Origin of the sequence: Candidatus Phaeomarinobacter ectocarpi (genome assembly GCF_000689395.1) — a bacterium.
Classification (GTDB): Bacteria; Pseudomonadota; Alphaproteobacteria; order CGMCC-115125; family CGMCC-115125; genus Pyruvatibacter; species Pyruvatibacter ectocarpi.
Genome location: NZ_HG966617.1, coordinates 1,312,254 through 1,326,985, shown reverse-complemented (window position 1 = coordinate 1,326,985; position 14,732 = coordinate 1,312,254). Strand labels below are relative to the sequence as shown.

Annotated in this window: 14 protein-coding genes; 3 read left to right on the top strand and 11 right to left on the bottom strand. The window is 56.4% G+C overall.

Translation table 11 applies throughout. From position 1 onward, the window contains the following. Positions 1-4 precede the first annotated feature (4 nt). From BN1012_RS06255 to dusB, 4 genes are all read right to left on the bottom strand, one after another. Positions 5-2,338 (bottom strand): sensor histidine kinase NtrY-like, encoded by a 2,334-nt coding sequence (locus BN1012_RS06255; RefSeq protein WP_052534697.1) that lies wholly within the window; start codon positions 2,336-2,338, stop codon positions 5-7. 189 nt (positions 2,339-2,527) lie between these two features. Continuing rightward, positions 2,528-3,970 carry a nitrogen regulation protein NR(I) gene (ntrC, locus tag BN1012_RS06250; protein ID WP_043948964.1) on the bottom strand — a complete coding sequence of 481 codons (1,443 nt, stop codon included), beginning with the start codon at positions 3,968-3,970 and terminating at the stop codon, positions 2,528-2,530. After that, complete coding sequence (locus BN1012_RS06245) at positions 3,960-5,141, bottom strand: two-component system sensor histidine kinase NtrB (RefSeq protein WP_081826249.1); 1,182 nt, start codon at positions 5,139-5,141, stop codon at positions 3,960-3,962. The genes ntrC and BN1012_RS06245 overlap by 11 nt, the downstream gene beginning before the upstream one ends. Beyond that, positions 5,141-6,229 carry a tRNA dihydrouridine synthase DusB gene (gene dusB / locus BN1012_RS06240; RefSeq protein WP_081826248.1) on the bottom strand — a complete coding sequence of 363 codons (1,089 nt, stop codon included), beginning with the start codon at positions 6,227-6,229 and terminating at the stop codon, positions 5,141-5,143. Before dusB ends, BN1012_RS06245 begins: the two co-directional genes overlap by 1 nt. Before the next feature lie 241 nt (positions 6,230-6,470). Between dusB and BN1012_RS06235 the strand changes: the two genes are divergently transcribed. Genes BN1012_RS06235 through BN1012_RS06225 form a run of 3 tightly spaced genes read left to right on the top strand, consistent with a single transcriptional unit; the run spans position 6,471 to position 8,677 of the window. Then, complete coding sequence (locus BN1012_RS06235) at positions 6,471-7,667, top strand: bifunctional 2-C-methyl-D-erythritol 4-phosphate cytidylyltransferase/2-C-methyl-D-erythritol 2,4-cyclodiphosphate synthase (RefSeq protein ID WP_043948963.1); 1,197 nt, start codon at positions 6,471-6,473, stop codon at positions 7,665-7,667. Beyond that, positions 7,664-8,164 carry a phosphatidylglycerophosphatase A family protein gene (locus BN1012_RS06230; RefSeq protein WP_043948962.1) on the top strand — a complete coding sequence of 167 codons (501 nt, stop codon included), beginning with the start codon at positions 7,664-7,666 and terminating at the stop codon, positions 8,162-8,164. The genes BN1012_RS06235 and BN1012_RS06230 overlap by 4 nt, the downstream gene beginning before the upstream one ends. Positions 8,165-8,182: 18 nt before the next feature. Beyond that, positions 8,183-8,677, top strand: coding sequence for a CinA family protein (locus BN1012_RS06225; protein ID WP_043948961.1), 495 nt, complete (start codon positions 8,183-8,185; stop codon positions 8,675-8,677). Between the two features lie 2 nt (positions 8,678-8,679). On the opposite strand, the gene BN1012_RS06220 is transcribed toward BN1012_RS06225, so the two are convergent. The 7 genes from BN1012_RS06220 to lpdA form a co-directional block, all read right to left on the bottom strand. Next, positions 8,680-9,192, bottom strand: a complete 513-nt coding sequence (locus BN1012_RS06220; RefSeq protein WP_043948960.1) for a type II toxin-antitoxin system RatA family toxin — start codon at positions 9,190-9,192, stop codon at positions 8,680-8,682. Beyond that, positions 9,192-10,148, bottom strand: coding sequence for a lipoyl synthase (gene lipA, locus BN1012_RS06215; RefSeq protein ID WP_043948959.1), 957 nt, complete (start codon positions 10,146-10,148; stop codon positions 9,192-9,194). The genes BN1012_RS06220 and lipA overlap by 1 nt, the downstream gene beginning before the upstream one ends. 127 nt (positions 10,149-10,275) lie before the next feature. Further along, positions 10,276-10,746: a PAS domain-containing protein gene (locus BN1012_RS06210; protein ID WP_043948958.1), complete on the bottom strand. Its 471-nt coding sequence runs from the start codon at positions 10,744-10,746 to the stop codon at positions 10,276-10,278. Positions 10,747-10,818: 72 nt separating this feature from the next. Then, positions 10,819-11,766: a phytanoyl-CoA dioxygenase family protein gene (locus BN1012_RS06205; protein ID WP_171815922.1), complete on the bottom strand. Its 948-nt coding sequence runs from the start codon at positions 11,764-11,766 to the stop codon at positions 10,819-10,821. 88 nt (positions 11,767-11,854) lie between these two features. After that, positions 11,855-12,586, bottom strand: a complete 732-nt coding sequence (locus BN1012_RS06200) for a TerC family protein (protein WP_043948956.1) — start codon at positions 12,584-12,586, stop codon at positions 11,855-11,857. Positions 12,587-12,677: 91 nt separating this feature from the next. Further along, positions 12,678-13,160, bottom strand: a complete 483-nt coding sequence (locus tag BN1012_RS06195) for a PAS domain-containing protein (protein WP_043948955.1) — start codon at positions 13,158-13,160, stop codon at positions 12,678-12,680. Between the two features lie 177 nt (positions 13,161-13,337). After that, positions 13,338-14,732: a dihydrolipoyl dehydrogenase gene (gene lpdA / locus BN1012_RS06190; RefSeq protein ID WP_043948954.1), complete on the bottom strand. Its 1,395-nt coding sequence runs from the start codon at positions 14,730-14,732 to the stop codon at positions 13,338-13,340.

Sequence of the window (14,732 nt, the reverse complement as noted above, 5' to 3'; positions counted from 1 at the left end):
ACTCTTAATCAGACATAGATGCGCTTTGCCCGAATGGGACTTCTGCATCATCGTTGATTTCAACTTCATTCGTAGATTGATCGTTCTCGGTCGCCTGGGTACGCGGAAGCAGCAGGCGAATGCTGGCGCCATGACCACCGTCAGCAACCCATGGCGCATCTTCCAGCAGCAGGTTGCCGGAATGGTCTTCCATGATCTTCTTCACAATCGCGAGGCCAAGGCCTGTACCTTTGTCACGGTGCGTTACATAGGGCTCCAGCAGTCGGTAGCGTTCGCCACGCGGCAATCCAATGCCGGTATCAGCCACGCTGAGCGAAATCATCTCGGCGCTGTCATCGAGGGACACAACAATACGGTCCTCGCCTGCTTCCGGCTCGGAGCCTTCAGCCTGGTGGCGCGATTGAATGGCCTCAGATGCGTTCTTGATCAGATTTGTGAGCGCTTGGCCGATCAGGCGACGATCACATTCCACCCAGATAGGTGCCTCCGCACCCTCGACGTCAAACTCGATATGGGGTGCGGCCACACGTTGCAGGAACACGGCCTCCCTCGCGAGCTCTCCGATATCAGCCCGCGCCATGACAGCAGTTGGCATACGCGCGAATGACGAAAACTCATCCACCATTCGGCCAAGATCACCGACCTGGCGGATGATTGTGTTGGTGCATTGCTCAAACACTTCGGGATCATTTTCAATGTGTTTGCCGTATTTACGTTTTAGCCGCTCGGCAGAGAGCTGAATGGGTGTCAGAGGGTTCTTGATTTCATGCGCGATGCGGCGAGCAATGTCCGCCCAGGCAGACGCGCGCTGCGCAGATACCAGCTCGGAAATGTCATCAAGCGTCACCACATAGCCATGTGATCCGTCGCCGGATTTTTCCGACGCCACACGGACAGTCAACGTCCGCTCACTGCCGTCTTCCTGTTCCAACGTAATCTGACCTTCCGACGGTCTGTCGTTGCGGGCCATGGCCTGTCGAACATAGATCGCCGTTTCGGGTATCGTCGCCACAAGCGGCTGACCCACAAGCTCGTCACGCGTGCGACCAAGCAAATTCAGGCAGCTGCGGTTAACGAGGTCAATGCGCCCTTTGGCGTCAAGCCCGATCACGCCCGCACTCACGCCGGACAAAACCGTTTCCGTAAACCGGCGACGTCGGTCCAACTGGTGGTTTGCTTCCATCAGTTCATTGCGCTGACTTTGCAACTGCCCGGTCATGCGATTGAATGTTCGGCCAAGCGCTGTGATTTCATCTGCGTCATTGGCTACCTCAACCCGAGTAGTCAGGTCGCCATCGGATACGCGCTCGGCCGCACCCACAAGTTCGCCGATGGGTGCGACCATGCGATTGGCGGCCCACAGGCCCAACCAGATCGCGGCAAGCAATACCAGCAGTGCCACGATGACGTAGATCAGGGCAAAGGTCAGCTGCACGGTATAACGGCGGCTCTCCAGGTTGGCATACTCCGCTGCGGCGGTTCGCGTTCTTGCAAGATGATCAATCACTCGAGCATCGACGATGCGGAAAACCAGAAGAAACGCGTCATCAAAGCTGGAGAGACGCACCAACGCTTGGACCTGATCACCGCCCTCGCTGGCAATGAGGTGCACTTCACCTTCGCCCAGCTCATTAAGTGTTTCCGGCGACGGCGGAGCAATGCGCGTCTGTGCCGAGCCCTCTGCATATTCCAACAACTGACCATTGGAATTTGCGATGAACCCGCCAGAAAGAGATCGCAGAGCTATTTGCGTGGTCAGCACTTCACGAAAACGTTGGCGGTTCGACATGTAGAGAGATGCGCTGCGATTAACGTCATTCGCCATTGCCAGCGCATCGGCGCGCAAGACTTGCTGATGTTCGCTGAGATATGCCTCTGCCACAGTTGATGCATTGGCAATGATCGTCCGCGTCCGCTCCGAGAACCAGGAATCCAGGCTTCGGTCCAAGGTTGTCGCCGCAAACACGGCAACAATGATCGCGGGCATGACCGCAACGAAGCTGAACATGGCAACCAAGCGCACATGCAGCCGGGCACCTGCGCTGCCGGCCCGCCGGGCAATCCAAAGACGCACAAGGCGGTAGGCGATCAGCGCCAAAAGAGTGAGGACAATGGCCAGATTGACAAGAAGCAAGCCGATGGCCTGTAGGCGCGTGGGCTCAAAATCGGTAGCGCCCGTGAGGGCGATGTAGGTGGCCGTACCGCTGACAACCGCAGCAATTGCCAGGCCGATGCCGAGTATTGTTGGCCACTGGATGCGCTTGAGCCACCACCCCACACGCGCTCTCGCGGTGCGGTAGCTGTCTTTGCGCTGCGTCATCGAGCCTGTGGACGCCATTGTCCGTATTCGCCTCAGTTGCCGCTACGGGTTCCACAAAAGTCAGAGATGCCCAAACAGGCCAAGGTGACACGGTCACTGGCGGATGTTCGGCAACACTTTGGTATTGTGGACGTGCAACAGGTGCAAATCAACAACATTGTTGCTGGAATGCGACAGGTTGAACTTGTGCTTACTGCTCTGTTCTAATTAGCGAATTCCGCGAACCACCTGAATATCGAGATCTCTGATCTTCTTGCGCAGGGTGTTGCGGTTAAGGCCCAGTAGATGCGCCGCCTTTATCTGGTTGCCGCGTGTGGCCCCGAGCGAGATGGAGATCAATGGCCGCTCCAACTCCTTGAGAATACGGTCGTAGAGGCCCGGCGGTGGAAGAGCCTCGCCATGCTCGGAAAAGTACCTCTGCAGATGCCGTTCAATTGCGGCCCCCATATTTTCGTCCTCAGCCACTTCAGACAACTCATGAGAGACAGAAGGCTCTGCCAGTTCTGTCTGGATGACCTCTGACGTGATGGTGTCTTCCGTGTAGAGCGCAGCAAGACGGCGAACCATGTTTTCCAGTTCACGCACATTGCCTGGCCAGCGATGTCTGCGCATCAGATCAAGTGCAGAATTATCGATGCTTTTGGATGGCAGGCCCTCTTCTTCGCAGAGAGCAAGGAAGTGCCGGACCAGGTCGGGAATGTCCTCCGAGCGCTCGCGCAGTGGCGGCAATCGGATAGGGACAACATTCAACCGATAGAACAGGTCTTCCCGGAAGAGGCCCTGGTTTATCAGCTGCCGCAAATCGCGGTTAGTTGCCGCGACGATGCGCACGTCAGTCTTGATCGGCGAACGGCCGCCGACGGTGGTGTACTCGCCCTCCTGCAATACACGCAGCAGACGGGTTTGCGCATCCATCGGCATGTCACCAATCTCGTCCAGAAAGAGAGTGCCGCCTTCCGCCTGCTCAAAGCGGCCAATGCCTTTGCCACTCGCGCCGGTAAAAGACCCTTTCTCATGGCCAAACAGTTCGGATTCGATCAACTCCCGAGGAATCGCCGCCATATTGATAGCCACAAATGGTCCATTGCGACGCTTGCCGTAATCGTGAAGCGCTTTGGCCACCAGCTCCTTGCCGGTCCCGCTTTCACCGATGATCATGACGGTGAGGTCGGTGCCTACAAGCCGCGCCATAACCCGATAGATTTCCTGCATGGCGGCGGAACGACCGATGAGCGGAATCCGATCTTCTTCTTCGGTTGTGTCGCGCTTGGGCGCCGTCGCCTTCGGCTGCGAAAGCGCCCGGCGCACGATGCCTGTGAGCTCATTCAGATCAAAGGGTTTAGGCAGGTATTCGTAAGCACCGCGCTCGGCCGCAGTGATGGCCGTCATGAGCGTGTTTTGCGCACTCATAACGATGATCGGCATTTCCGGTCGTAGTTTCTTGATCCTGGGAATGAGATCAAATGCATTCTCATCCGGCATCACGACATCGGTGATGATGAGGTCGCCCTCGCCCTGGTTCACCCAACGCCACAGTGTCGAGGCATTGCCCGTGGAGCGAACATCGAACCCCGCACGGCCGAGCGCCTGATTGAGCACGGTGCGGATGGCGCCGTCATCATCCGCGATAAGGATCGTTTCACTGGGCATCGGATTCTCCTAAGCCGCCCGAAACGGGAACATCACTGTTCGCGCCAAGAGACGGGTCTTTCATAGCTGCGCGCTTGATGGGGAGGAGCACGCGGAAAACAGTGCGGCGCGGAATGCTGTCGCATTCAATGACGCCGCCATGGTCGCCCACAATTTTGGCAACCAGCGCCAAACCGAGGCCGGTTCCGGTGGGCTTTGTGGTCACGAATGGGTCAAACAGATGAGGGAGTAAATCGGGCGGGACACCGGGACCGTTGTCGCGCACACACACTTCGAGCGGCAGGCTCACGCGCTCACTACTCCCAGGAATAGATAGCCGCACACCTGGTCGATACGCCGTTGAGACAACAATTTCGCCATCTTCGGGGTCAACAGCTTCCGCTGCATTCTTGACCAAGTTCAGGAAAACCTGAACGAGCTGGTCGCGCGAGCCGGGAACCGGCGGAAGTGAAGGGTCATATTCCTCAGTCAGCTTGATGTCTTTGGCAACGCCTGTGCCTGCCAGCCTACGCACATGGTCCAGGACCTCGTGGATGTTCACAGGCTCTGCAGCTAAGGGGCGCTTGTCGGAAAACACCTCCATGCTGTCGACGAGCTTGCAGATTCGGTCCACTTCCTCTGTGATCAATCGCGTCAGGTGCCTGTCCTCTGGCTGCGCTCCCATTTCAAGCAACTGAGCTGATCCGCGGATGCCCGAAAGCGGGTTCTTGATCTCGTGTGCCAGCACAGCCGCCATTCCCGTGACAGAACGTGCGGCCCCTCTGTGTGTGAGTTGCCGGTCCATTTTGTGGGCAATGGTTCGCTCTTGAAGCATCACAACAACCGCCCCAGGTTCTTCAACAATGGGTGCGACCTGAATATCAACATCCCGTTCACCCATGCGGGGCCCACCGATGCCGACGCCGTACTCAGTCACGGATGCACCGGTTGCCTGAACCTGATTGATCAGGGCTACCAAAGGGCTGCCAAACGCCACCAGGTCACTTGGCGGATTGCCAAGAATGATGTTGGAGCCGGCTGCAAAAAACTGCTCGCCCACGGCATTCACAAAGGCCACCATTCCATCCGGCCCGACCTTCATAACCGGGTGCGGAAGAGCATCCAGAACAAATGCACCTGCTCCGTCCAATCCCAATCCAGATGATGCAAATTCAGCTGCCTGACCGGCCATTATGCGACTTGCCCTTGCATCGCGATCTCGGTCGCGTCGTCATTGAAAACCGATGTGAGTGCTTTTCGGACATCCGAAGGGTCCGACATGCGGCACATGTCTGATTTGGCAGCGCGCAGACTAATGCCCTTGCAGCGCTCATGATCCTCGACATACCAGGCCAGGTGCTTGCGAGCGCAACGCACCCCCAGTGGCTCACCGTAATGCTCCAGCATGGCTTCATAATGTGCGAGAATAATTTCCAGTCGCTCATCCGTACCCGGATCATCTGGGACGATGCTGCCGTCTAGTGATGCCTGGATTTGTGCAAGCCGCCATGGTGCGCCCTGGGCACCTCGCCCAACCATCACGCCGTCAGCCCCAGACTGTGAGAGCGCATTTTGGGCATCTTCAATTGTGCAGATATCACCGTTCACAATGACGGGAACATCGACCGCGTTTTTGACTTCGCGGACAAAAGCCCAGTCTGCATGGCCCGTGTAAAACTGGTTGCGTGTGCGCCCGTGCACAGTAATGAGCGCCACGCCAGCGGACTCAGCACGTGCAGCCAGTTCTGTCGCGTTCCGGCAATCCATGTCCCAGCCGGTCCGCATTTTCAGCGTTACCGGGACACTCACTGCCGTAAGGGTGGCATCAATCAGTGTGAGAGCATGGTCAAGGTCGCGCATAAGGGCCGAGCCGGACAGGCCGCCAACAACTTTCTTGGCGGGACAGCCCATATTGATGTCGATGATGCGAGCCCCTGACCCTTCCGCAATTTTGGCGGCTTCCGCCATCCAATGCGGCTCGCGTCCGGCCAGTTGAACCGCCATGGGCTCTTCAGCTGCCTCGCGACGTGCGCGAAGCATCACTTCTTCTTTTTCGTTTACAAGGTCTTCGCAGGCGATCATTTCCGACACCACCAGCCCGGCCCCAAGCCCTCGCACTGTGCGGCGGAAGGGGAGATCAGTAATGCCGGACATCGGTGCAAGGAAAACGGGATCGACAGCAATGTCCGTCTTGCCGCGCACGACGTGCAGTGCCGGACGCTTTGAAAGCGCCAGTTTTTGCGGGCCCGACCGATCTGGTTGCTTAGTAGATGAGCACATATGGTAACTGCCTATTTGTTGATCAAACTATACCCAACACCCAGTGCCGACAAGGGCTGTCCGGAAGCAAAATGCCGGTGATTGCCGCTATCTCCGGATTTGGGGCAATCAATGCGATTGCGATAAATCATGTGAATGGCCGGAATGTTTGGCATTGGCGCCTCGCTGCGGCTAGCTTGCAGCCTCAATTCCGGCGTTAATGCGCCGATTCCTGTCTGTTTGCCCGCAAGGCCTCTAGTCCATGACCGCACCTGCTTCCACCGCCGTGCTGATTGTTGCTGCCGGACGTGGCCACCGATTTGGGGGCGAGCTGCCCAAGCAATATGCCCAGCTGCGCGGCGCTCCGGTCCTCAGCCACACACTGCGCGCGTTCCTCAAACATCCTGATGTAACTCACGTTGTAACCGCCATTCACCCTGATGATCGGGAGTTGTATGACGCAGCGGCACAGGCATCAGGCGCTGGGGAAAAGCTTCTCCCCCCCACACATGGTGGAGCGGAAAGACAAGACTCCGTTCGCTTTGGACTGGAGGCACTCGAGGCTCTTTCGCCCTCCAAGGTGCTGATCCAGGATGGCGCCCGGCCGCTTGCAAGCGCCGGCCTGATAACCAGGGTCATAGACGCGCTTGATAAACATGCCGCCGCTCTACCGTGCGTCGCCGTTACCGATACCCTCAAACGTGTAGCTGATGGACTGGTGGGTGAGACGGTCGACCGAACCGGCCTCGCCCGCGCGCAGACACCACAGGGCTTCAGATACAATAACATTCTGGCGGCTCATCGCGCTGTCGCCGGAGACGCCCTCACCGATGATGCTGCGGTTGCTGAACATGCGAAGATGGCCATAGGGCTGGTCGACGGCGCGGAGGACAATTTGAAAATCACCACACAGGACGACCTGATGCGCGCCGATGGATTGATTGCCGCGCGCCTTGGAGATGTTCGAACGGGTTCAGGCTTTGATGTGCACAAGTTTGATGCGCCGGGAACTGCAAGCGAAATCATGCTGTGCGGCATTCCCGTACCCCACGATTGCGACACGGTTGGTCACTCGGATGCTGATGTCGGCCTTCACGCTCTTACAGATGCCATTTTGGGCTCCATTGGAGCCGGCGATATAGGCGAGCATTTTCCTCCCAGCGATCCACAGTGGAGGGGCGCCGCGTCCTGGAAATTTCTGGCGCATGCTGCGTCTCTTGTCGCAGAGCGAGGCGGTGTGATTGCAAGCGCAGACATCACCATCATATGCGAGCGCCCCAAGGTTGGGCCGCATCGTCCAGCAATGCGCAAACGGGTTGCTGAAATTCTCTCCATTGCTGAAGACAGAGTATCTGTGAAAGCGACAACCACCGAGGCGCTCGGGTTTACCGGACGGCGCGAAGGCATAGCAGCACAAGCCGTTGCTACCGTGCGACTGCCCCTCACGGCAGAGCTATGAGCCGGTTTCTGACACCATTGCCGAAAGGCCTTAGATTTACCGACCCAGTCGTCGTGGTCGCTACATTCGGTGGATCCGGGTTGCTGCGTCCAGCACCCGGCACCTGGGGCTCCCTTGCGGCGATGTTTGCCGCCCTCCCTTTCGCCATTCTTGGCGGACCAGTGGTTCTGTCGATTGCCGCCATTGCTGCATTCCTGATCGGACTTTGGGCGACGGAAAAATACATCGCGGCTTCAGACAATCATGACCCCAGCGAGGTCGTGATAGATGAGGTCGCCGCCATGTGGCTGGTGATGGCCGCCCTCCCCCCGAACCCGATTTTCTACATGCTCGGATTTGCCTTTTTCAGATTGTTCGACATCTGGAAGCCCTGGCCGATCAAAGGTCTGGAAAAGCGAGTGGCAGGTGAAATGGGTGTCATGGTTGATGACCTCGTGGCTGCGATCTATGCAATCATGGCCGCCTGGATAGCAGGCATTGCTTTCTTTACCGCTTGAGCCGAGAGGACAAAGATTATTTTCCCCGGACCCATCAGCAAACTGGCGCAACTCGTTTTGTCGGATGCTCAGGCTAAACACCTCATGGTGGCAACGGCCGAATCCTGCACGGGCGGTCTGGTTGCTGCGTGCCTGACAGATATTGCCGGGTCATCCGCCGTGGTAGATGCCGGATTTGTCACCTATTCCAACGAGGCTAAACGGGGTTTGCTTGGTGTTCCCGGAGACATGATTGCCGACTTCGGTGCCGTCAGCGAACCCGTCGCTCGAGCAATGGCCGAAGGTGCAATTTCTCACTCTCGGGCAGATGTATCGGTTTCAATTACGGGTGTTGCTGGCCCTGGTGGTGGCACACCCATGAAGCCTGTGGGTCTCGTACACTTTGCCAGCGCCAGACGCGATGGACGCATCATGCATGACAGTCATCGATTTGGAGACATTGGCCGCACCGAAGTCCGCATGAAGGCTATGGAAGTTGCGCTCAATATGCTTCTGGAACGCATTGCCGAATAGGACTAGCCGCCTGTCACCGGTTCCGGTTGAGGAGCTGGCGTTTCCTGAACTGAAGCTGGTGCGTAGATGTCATGAGCTCGCGCTTCAAAGGCATCGCCCATTTTGACTACAGCATCTGCGAACCGGCTTTCTATGATCTTTTGCAGTGTCTTGCTCTTGAAAGCAAAGTCGACAAAGAACCCGACTTTTGTTCCGTTTGCCACCACATCATCTGTATAAGGACTAAATGTCCAACGGTTGATCAGGTGAGTGAAAGGCCCATCAAGGTATTCCACCTCGATCAAACCTTCCTCGTCATTCAACGTCACGCGACTGGTGAAGCGCTCGCGAAAAACCTTGTATGCGACGATAAGATCAGCAGTCATCCGGTCCACGCCATCAATGCGCTCGCGCGTACGGATGCGGGCGCCGGCGCACCACGGCAAGAATTCGGGATATCGGGCTACGTCCGCGACCATCGCAAACATCTGTTCGGGCGAAAACGGCACAATGCGCTGTTCGTCATGAACCGGCATCAGGCACTCACCTGACGCGCTCTTGCCTCTTTGAGGGCGGCGAAATCTTTGTCAGCATGGTAGCTTGATCGGGTCAGTGGTGTTGCGGACACCAGCAGAAAACCTTTGGCGCGAGCAACCCGCTCATAGGCTGCGAATTCATCCGGCGTAACAAAACGGGCAACCGGGTGATGCTTACGTGTTGGCTGCAGGTATTGCCCGATGGTCAGAAAATCGACGCCCGCAGACCGCAAGTCATCCATCAGTTGCAAGACTTCGTCGCGCTCTTCGCCCAGTCCCACCATGATGCCGGATTTGGTGAAAACCGTCGGGTCCAGCTCTTTGGCCCGTTCGAGCAGACGCATTGAATGGTAGTACCGCGCGCCGGGCCGCACCCTGAGGTAAAGCGATGGCACGGTTTCAAGATTGTGATTGAAGACATCAGGCCTTGCTTCAATCACGGTCTCCAATGCGCCATCCTTGCGCAGAAAGTCAGGCGTCAAAATTTCTATTGTTGTGTTGGGTGCCTGCTGGCGGATGGAACGAATGACTTTGGAAAAGTGATCCGCTCCCCCATCGGCCAGGTCATCACGATCGACGCTCGTTATCACAACATGCGCAAGGTCGAGTTTGGCGACAGCCGAACCAACATTCATTGGTTCATCTTCATCAAGTGCCCCAGGGAGCCCGGTCTTCACATTGCAAAAGGCGCATGCCCGCGTGCACGTATCGCCCATGATCATCATGGTGGCGTGCCGCTGGTCCCAGCATTCACCGATGTTGGGGCAGGCAGCTTCTTCACATACGGTCGTGAGGTTATGCTCTTTGACGATTTTGCGCGTGGCGGCGTAGCCCTTGGAAATTGGCGCCTTCACACGAATCCACTCTGGCTTACGCAGAATAGGTGTGTCCGGGCGATTTTCCTTTTCAGGGTGCCGCGGGCGCTGACCAGAAACCGTATTTAGAACTGTGACCATGGGCGTATCGCCGATTCCATCGCTGGGCGTTTTCAGGCTACCGATAGACTACCATATAGCAGCTGGGTGGTGGATTTCACCGGTGGAGCTCCAGCCGTGACACATATGCGCAGGCAGTTGCGGCAACCTAGTCGAAGGCAAACTGGCCGCCGATGACACCACGCTGGCCGTCTTCGAACTGAATTGCCAGATGTAGCACTTCAAAATCGATGTGCTCCAGATTGTCACCTACGTAGTGACCCCGCAGCGTGAGCGGCGTACAGCCTCCTGCAACACCGCGATAGATCTGGGCAGTCTCGCGGCCAAGCTCTGGACCAAAAACTTCCGAGAGCGTCTTCCCCGTCAATTTGCGCTGCATGCGGTCTTCAACATGGCTCCCGACCAGCCGAAAACGAAAATCCTCACCGGCAGGTTCGGTCAGAAATATGCCAGGCAAAAGCTTTGGTAGATGCAAAGGGTCGAAGTCAGCACGCATGAGCGGCGCCCCTGCAGATCGCCCGTTTTCCCAATATTCAAGCAATGCCTGATTGCTCGCATGAGACGGTGCATCCACGGGCCCGGAGGAATACCCCAGCGTTTCCTGCTTTTTCTGCAACATACAGATTTTATTGCACTATTCCGGTTACCAATTGGCAAATGCACCGTATGCGTTCTATTGGTTGAGTGAGATCTATTCTGCCGCCCTAAGCGCGCCGGCATACGGATCTGCGTTCCAGTCTGGATACCTCTCCTTGGTGCGCGCAAGCGTCCGCTGCGTCCAGTAGGCATGGCCGGGAAGTGGGATGCCAATCAAAGCGAGCTGTTCCGGTGTTGCGTGGGCAAAAATGGTCTCCCACGGCTTCATGAAGTGGTACGGCCAGGCCGACCAGCCAATCAACTCATTTCCCGCTCGTTTAAAGCTTGCTGTGAGTGTGTACCGCCGTGCACCCGGCAATGTCAGGTTGGTACCGCGATGAAACACATCAATACCGTAGGCGAAGATTGACCCTGCCGGTGCTGCCCCAGACTTTTCCAATGGCTTCAACTTTGCCTGCTCGGTGTCGTCGGGGAATTGCGGGCGGCGACCGTTCATGACTGTGTCGCCGTCCGGCTGCGTCACGTAGTGAATTGCACCGTGTTCATTGGTTACATCCGTGGCGTAGATCATGATGTTGATCGTCCGCTCCCGCACGTCATCGGATGGTGCGATCAAAGTGTGGTTTTTAAAGTCACAGTGAAATGTCTGATCATAGTCAGCACCGCCGGTGAATTTGGCCCAGCTATGGCTTTGGTAAAGATGCACGTCCTCGGCCTGCAAAGCGGCGCGAGCAAGTTCAGCAAGGGCAGGATGCATGCCCAGCAGGTTCAAAGCAGGCGAGCAGTTGAACGGCATGTCGTCGAAATGGGCGAACTGCTCCACCTCAAACTGACCGATTGAACCACTCTTCTTGTTGTCCCGAGCTGAACTCTGGGCACCAGGCGCCTTGTCCCCGTACAGAACCTCAAAGTCTTTCAAGACCGGCGCAAGCTCTTCAGGTGTGAAGAAATTCTCGATCAGGACCGCTCCATCGCGATTCCAATTTGCGATGTCCCTATCGGTAAATCGGCAATCGGCTGATGTGAATGATCCCAGACTCATGAAAACGTCCTCCCAACGCATATGGCCACAGAGGGAAGACTAGCGTGGCTTGCGTAATTCTCAAGAACCTGAAATCGCCCCGCCCCCGCTACGCAGCCGCGGCCGCTCGCTTCTTCTTTCGCGCCACACGCATCAGATTGAGGCTTTCAACGCCAACTGCGAAAGCGACGGCGAAATACAGGTATCCCTTGGGAATGTGGAACTGCAAGCCATCCGCGACCAGCGCCATGCCGATAAGCAACAAGAAAGACAATGCGAGCATCTTCACTGTTGGATGCCGGGACACGAACGCACCAACAGCGTCAGCTGCAAAGAGCATCACACCGATGGCAATCATGACCGCGGCAACCATGATCTCGATGTCGTTGGCCATACCAACAGCCGTGATCACGCTGTCGAGCGAAAACACAATATCCAGAATGGCAATCTGGGTGATGACATAGGCAAAACTCGCTTGCGCTACTTTGGCTTCAGCAGGTCCATCGCCTTCCACGGCATGGTGAATTTCCATGGTGCCCTTGGCAATGAGGAAGCCCCCGCCTCCGAGAAGGATGATATCCCGGATTGATACGGCATGATCCAGCACCGTGAACAATGGCTCGGTGAGTTGCATGACCCACACGATTGAGAAGAGCAACAATATTCGTGTCCCAAGCGCTGCACCCAACCCCACGCGCCGAGCCAATTGACGCTGATCCTGGGGCAATCGATCTGCCAAAATTGAAATGAACACCAAGTTGTCGATGCCCAATACTATTTCGAGTATGGCCAGCGTTGCGAGGCTGGCCCAGGCAGCGGGCGAGGCAAGAAGTTCTATCATGGGGGTGACCGCCGGATCATGTTGCGAGGAACAATCGCAGCAACCCTAGCGGGACACACTGATGTCCGCAAAGACCCTATGGATCATGTGCCTAATTGAACGCGAACATGCCGCAAATCGCGTCGACGCGTGTGTCATCGCGCGACATGACTGGGAGGAAAAGCATTTCATAGTCGACATGCTCGATCCCCAAACCAAGCACATTGCCCCGTAACATTACGGGGCGGTGATCTGCGAAAATTCGGCGGTAGATCGACCGCAGGTCTTCCGACATCGCCTGGCCAAAAATTTCCGGAGATTTGCCGGTGAATGCCACCTTGGTGCGCTCTTCAATCTCGCTACCAATAAGGCGATAGCGGATCAAGCCTTCATCTTCGGGTACTTGTTCAACGATCAACAATCCCGGCGCGATGTCTTTGAGATCAACGAGGTCAAAGCTCGCACGGTTTGGCAAACCGCCATCCGGGCGATTGGCTTCATACCTGGCCAGTAGTTGCTGGTTTTTTGGGTGCTCTACTGATTGTATCTCGTGGACACCCCAATTGATGTCAGCGACGGAAGTATCGGAACTCATTTACACTAATGCCTTGATTTCAAATCTATTTAACCCACCAGCCAACAGGGTTAATGCTTGGGCGCTCTATCTGCCCTGCCACTTACTGAATTGTAAGTGCGCCAAAATGACGCCCCGTCAATAAGGAAGAAGAACCACAGAAAATTGCGGAAAAATGAGTTCTGTCAGATTGACGGATCAGATGTGCAGAACGCGGCCAAACGCGTCCAGCACACTCTCATGCATCGCCTCAGAAAGAGTCGGATGCGGGAAGACTGCCTGCATCAATTCAGCCTCCGTCGTTTCAAGCTGGCGAGCCACAGTGTATCCCTGAATAAGCTCGGTTACTTCCGGACCGATCATGTGGGCACCCAGTAGCTCACCGGTCTTCTTCTCGAAAACCGTTTTGATGAACCCGTCAGGCTCCCCAAGAGCGATGGCCTTGCCATTGCCCTGGAAAGGGAACGTCCCGACGCGCACCTCATAGCCTGCTTCCTTGGCCTTGGCTTCGGTCATCCCGACGGACGCCACTTGGGGGCGGCAATATGTGCAACCAGGAATGTTGGAGGTATCCAACGGGTGTACGTCCTTGAGACCGGCAATCATTTCAACGCAAGAGATGCCCTCATGACTAGCCTTGTGGGCCAGCCAAGGCGGCCCGGTGAGATCGCCAATGGCATAAATGCCATCAATCCCTGTGCGTCCATAGCCGTCCACGACCACATGGCCACGGTCCACTTTTACACCTAGATCTTCAAGCCCAAGGTCTTCCACATTGCCGGTAATGCCCACGGCCAGAATGACCTTATCGAAGGTTTCCTTTGAGGACTTGCCTTTTACCTCAAGTGTGGCGGTCGCCGCCCCGCCATTCACATCAAGCGCCGCAACCTTGGCACTGGTGACAAGCTTCATGCCCTGCTTCTTGAAGGCCTTGAGCGCAAATGCTGAAACGTCTTCATCTTCAACAGGCAAAATGCGATCCATGACTTCAACTACGGTCACGTCTGCACCCATGGTGTTATAGAAACTGGCAAACTCGATGCCGATGGCGCCAGAGCCGATCACCAGCAACTTCTTCGGCATTTCCTTAGGCACCATGGCTTCGCGATAGGTCCAGACCGTCTCGCCATCAGGCTCGAGACCCGGCAAGGTCCGGGCCCGGGCACCTGTTGCCAACACAATGTGCTTGGCTGTCACATCTTGGGTTTTGCCATCATTCTCGACGCTCAGCTTACCTTTTCCGGCAAGCCTTGCCGTTCCGACGATGACATCGATCTTGTTTTTCTTCATCAGGAACGAGATGCCGGATGAAAGCTGACCCGCCACTTTGCGGGAGCGTTTTACGATCTTCGAGATATCGAACGATACATTGTCCGCAGACAGACCAAAATCATCGAGATGCTGCAGGTGGTCGTAAATTTCCGATGTGCGCAGCAGCGCCTTCGTCGGGATACAGCCCCAGTTGAGGCAGATGCCGCCCAGCTCAGACCGCTCGACAACAGCCGTCTTCATCCCCAGTTGACTAGCACGAATTGCCGCCACATAGCCTCCGGGGCCAGTGCCGACGACAACGAGATCATATGACGAGGCCAT

What these genes read in the sequence shown, in the direction of transcription:
- BN1012_RS06255 (WP_052534697.1), bottom strand. Translation starts at nt 2,338, where the DNA reads ATGGCGTCCACAGGCTCGATGACGCAGCGCAAAGACAGCTACCGCACC.
- ntrC (WP_043948964.1), bottom strand. Translation starts at nt 3,970, where the DNA reads ATGCCCAGTGAAACGATCCTTATCGCGGATGATGACGGCGCCATCCGC.
- BN1012_RS06245 (WP_081826249.1), bottom strand. Translation starts at nt 5,141, where the DNA reads ATGGCCGGTCAGGCAGCTGAATTTGCATCATCTGGATTGGGATTGGAC.
- dusB (WP_081826248.1), bottom strand. Translation starts at nt 6,229, where the DNA reads ATGTGCTCATCTACTAAGCAACCAGATCGGTCGGGCCCGCAAAAACTG.
- BN1012_RS06235 (WP_043948963.1), top strand. Translation starts at nt 6,471, where the DNA reads ATGACCGCACCTGCTTCCACCGCCGTGCTGATTGTTGCTGCCGGACGT.
- BN1012_RS06230 (WP_043948962.1), top strand. Translation starts at nt 7,664, where the DNA reads ATGAGCCGGTTTCTGACACCATTGCCGAAAGGCCTTAGATTTACCGAC.
- BN1012_RS06220 (WP_043948960.1), bottom strand. Translation starts at nt 9,192, where the DNA reads ATGCCGGTTCATGACGAACAGCGCATTGTGCCGTTTTCGCCCGAACAG.
- lipA (WP_043948959.1), bottom strand. Translation starts at nt 10,148, where the DNA reads ATGGTCACAGTTCTAAATACGGTTTCTGGTCAGCGCCCGCGGCACCCT.
- BN1012_RS06210 (WP_043948958.1), bottom strand. Translation starts at nt 10,746, where the DNA reads ATGTTGCAGAAAAAGCAGGAAACGCTGGGGTATTCCTCCGGGCCCGTG.
- BN1012_RS06205 (WP_171815922.1), bottom strand. Translation starts at nt 11,766, where the DNA reads ATGAGTCTGGGATCATTCACATCAGCCGATTGCCGATTTACCGATAGG.
- BN1012_RS06200 (WP_043948956.1), bottom strand. Translation starts at nt 12,586, where the DNA reads ATGATAGAACTTCTTGCCTCGCCCGCTGCCTGGGCCAGCCTCGCAACG.
- BN1012_RS06195 (WP_043948955.1), bottom strand. Translation starts at nt 13,160, where the DNA reads ATGAGTTCCGATACTTCCGTCGCTGACATCAATTGGGGTGTCCACGAG.
- lpdA (WP_043948954.1), bottom strand. Translation starts at nt 14,732, where the DNA reads ATGGCCTCGTCATATGATCTCGTTGTCGTCGGCACTGGCCCCGGAGGC.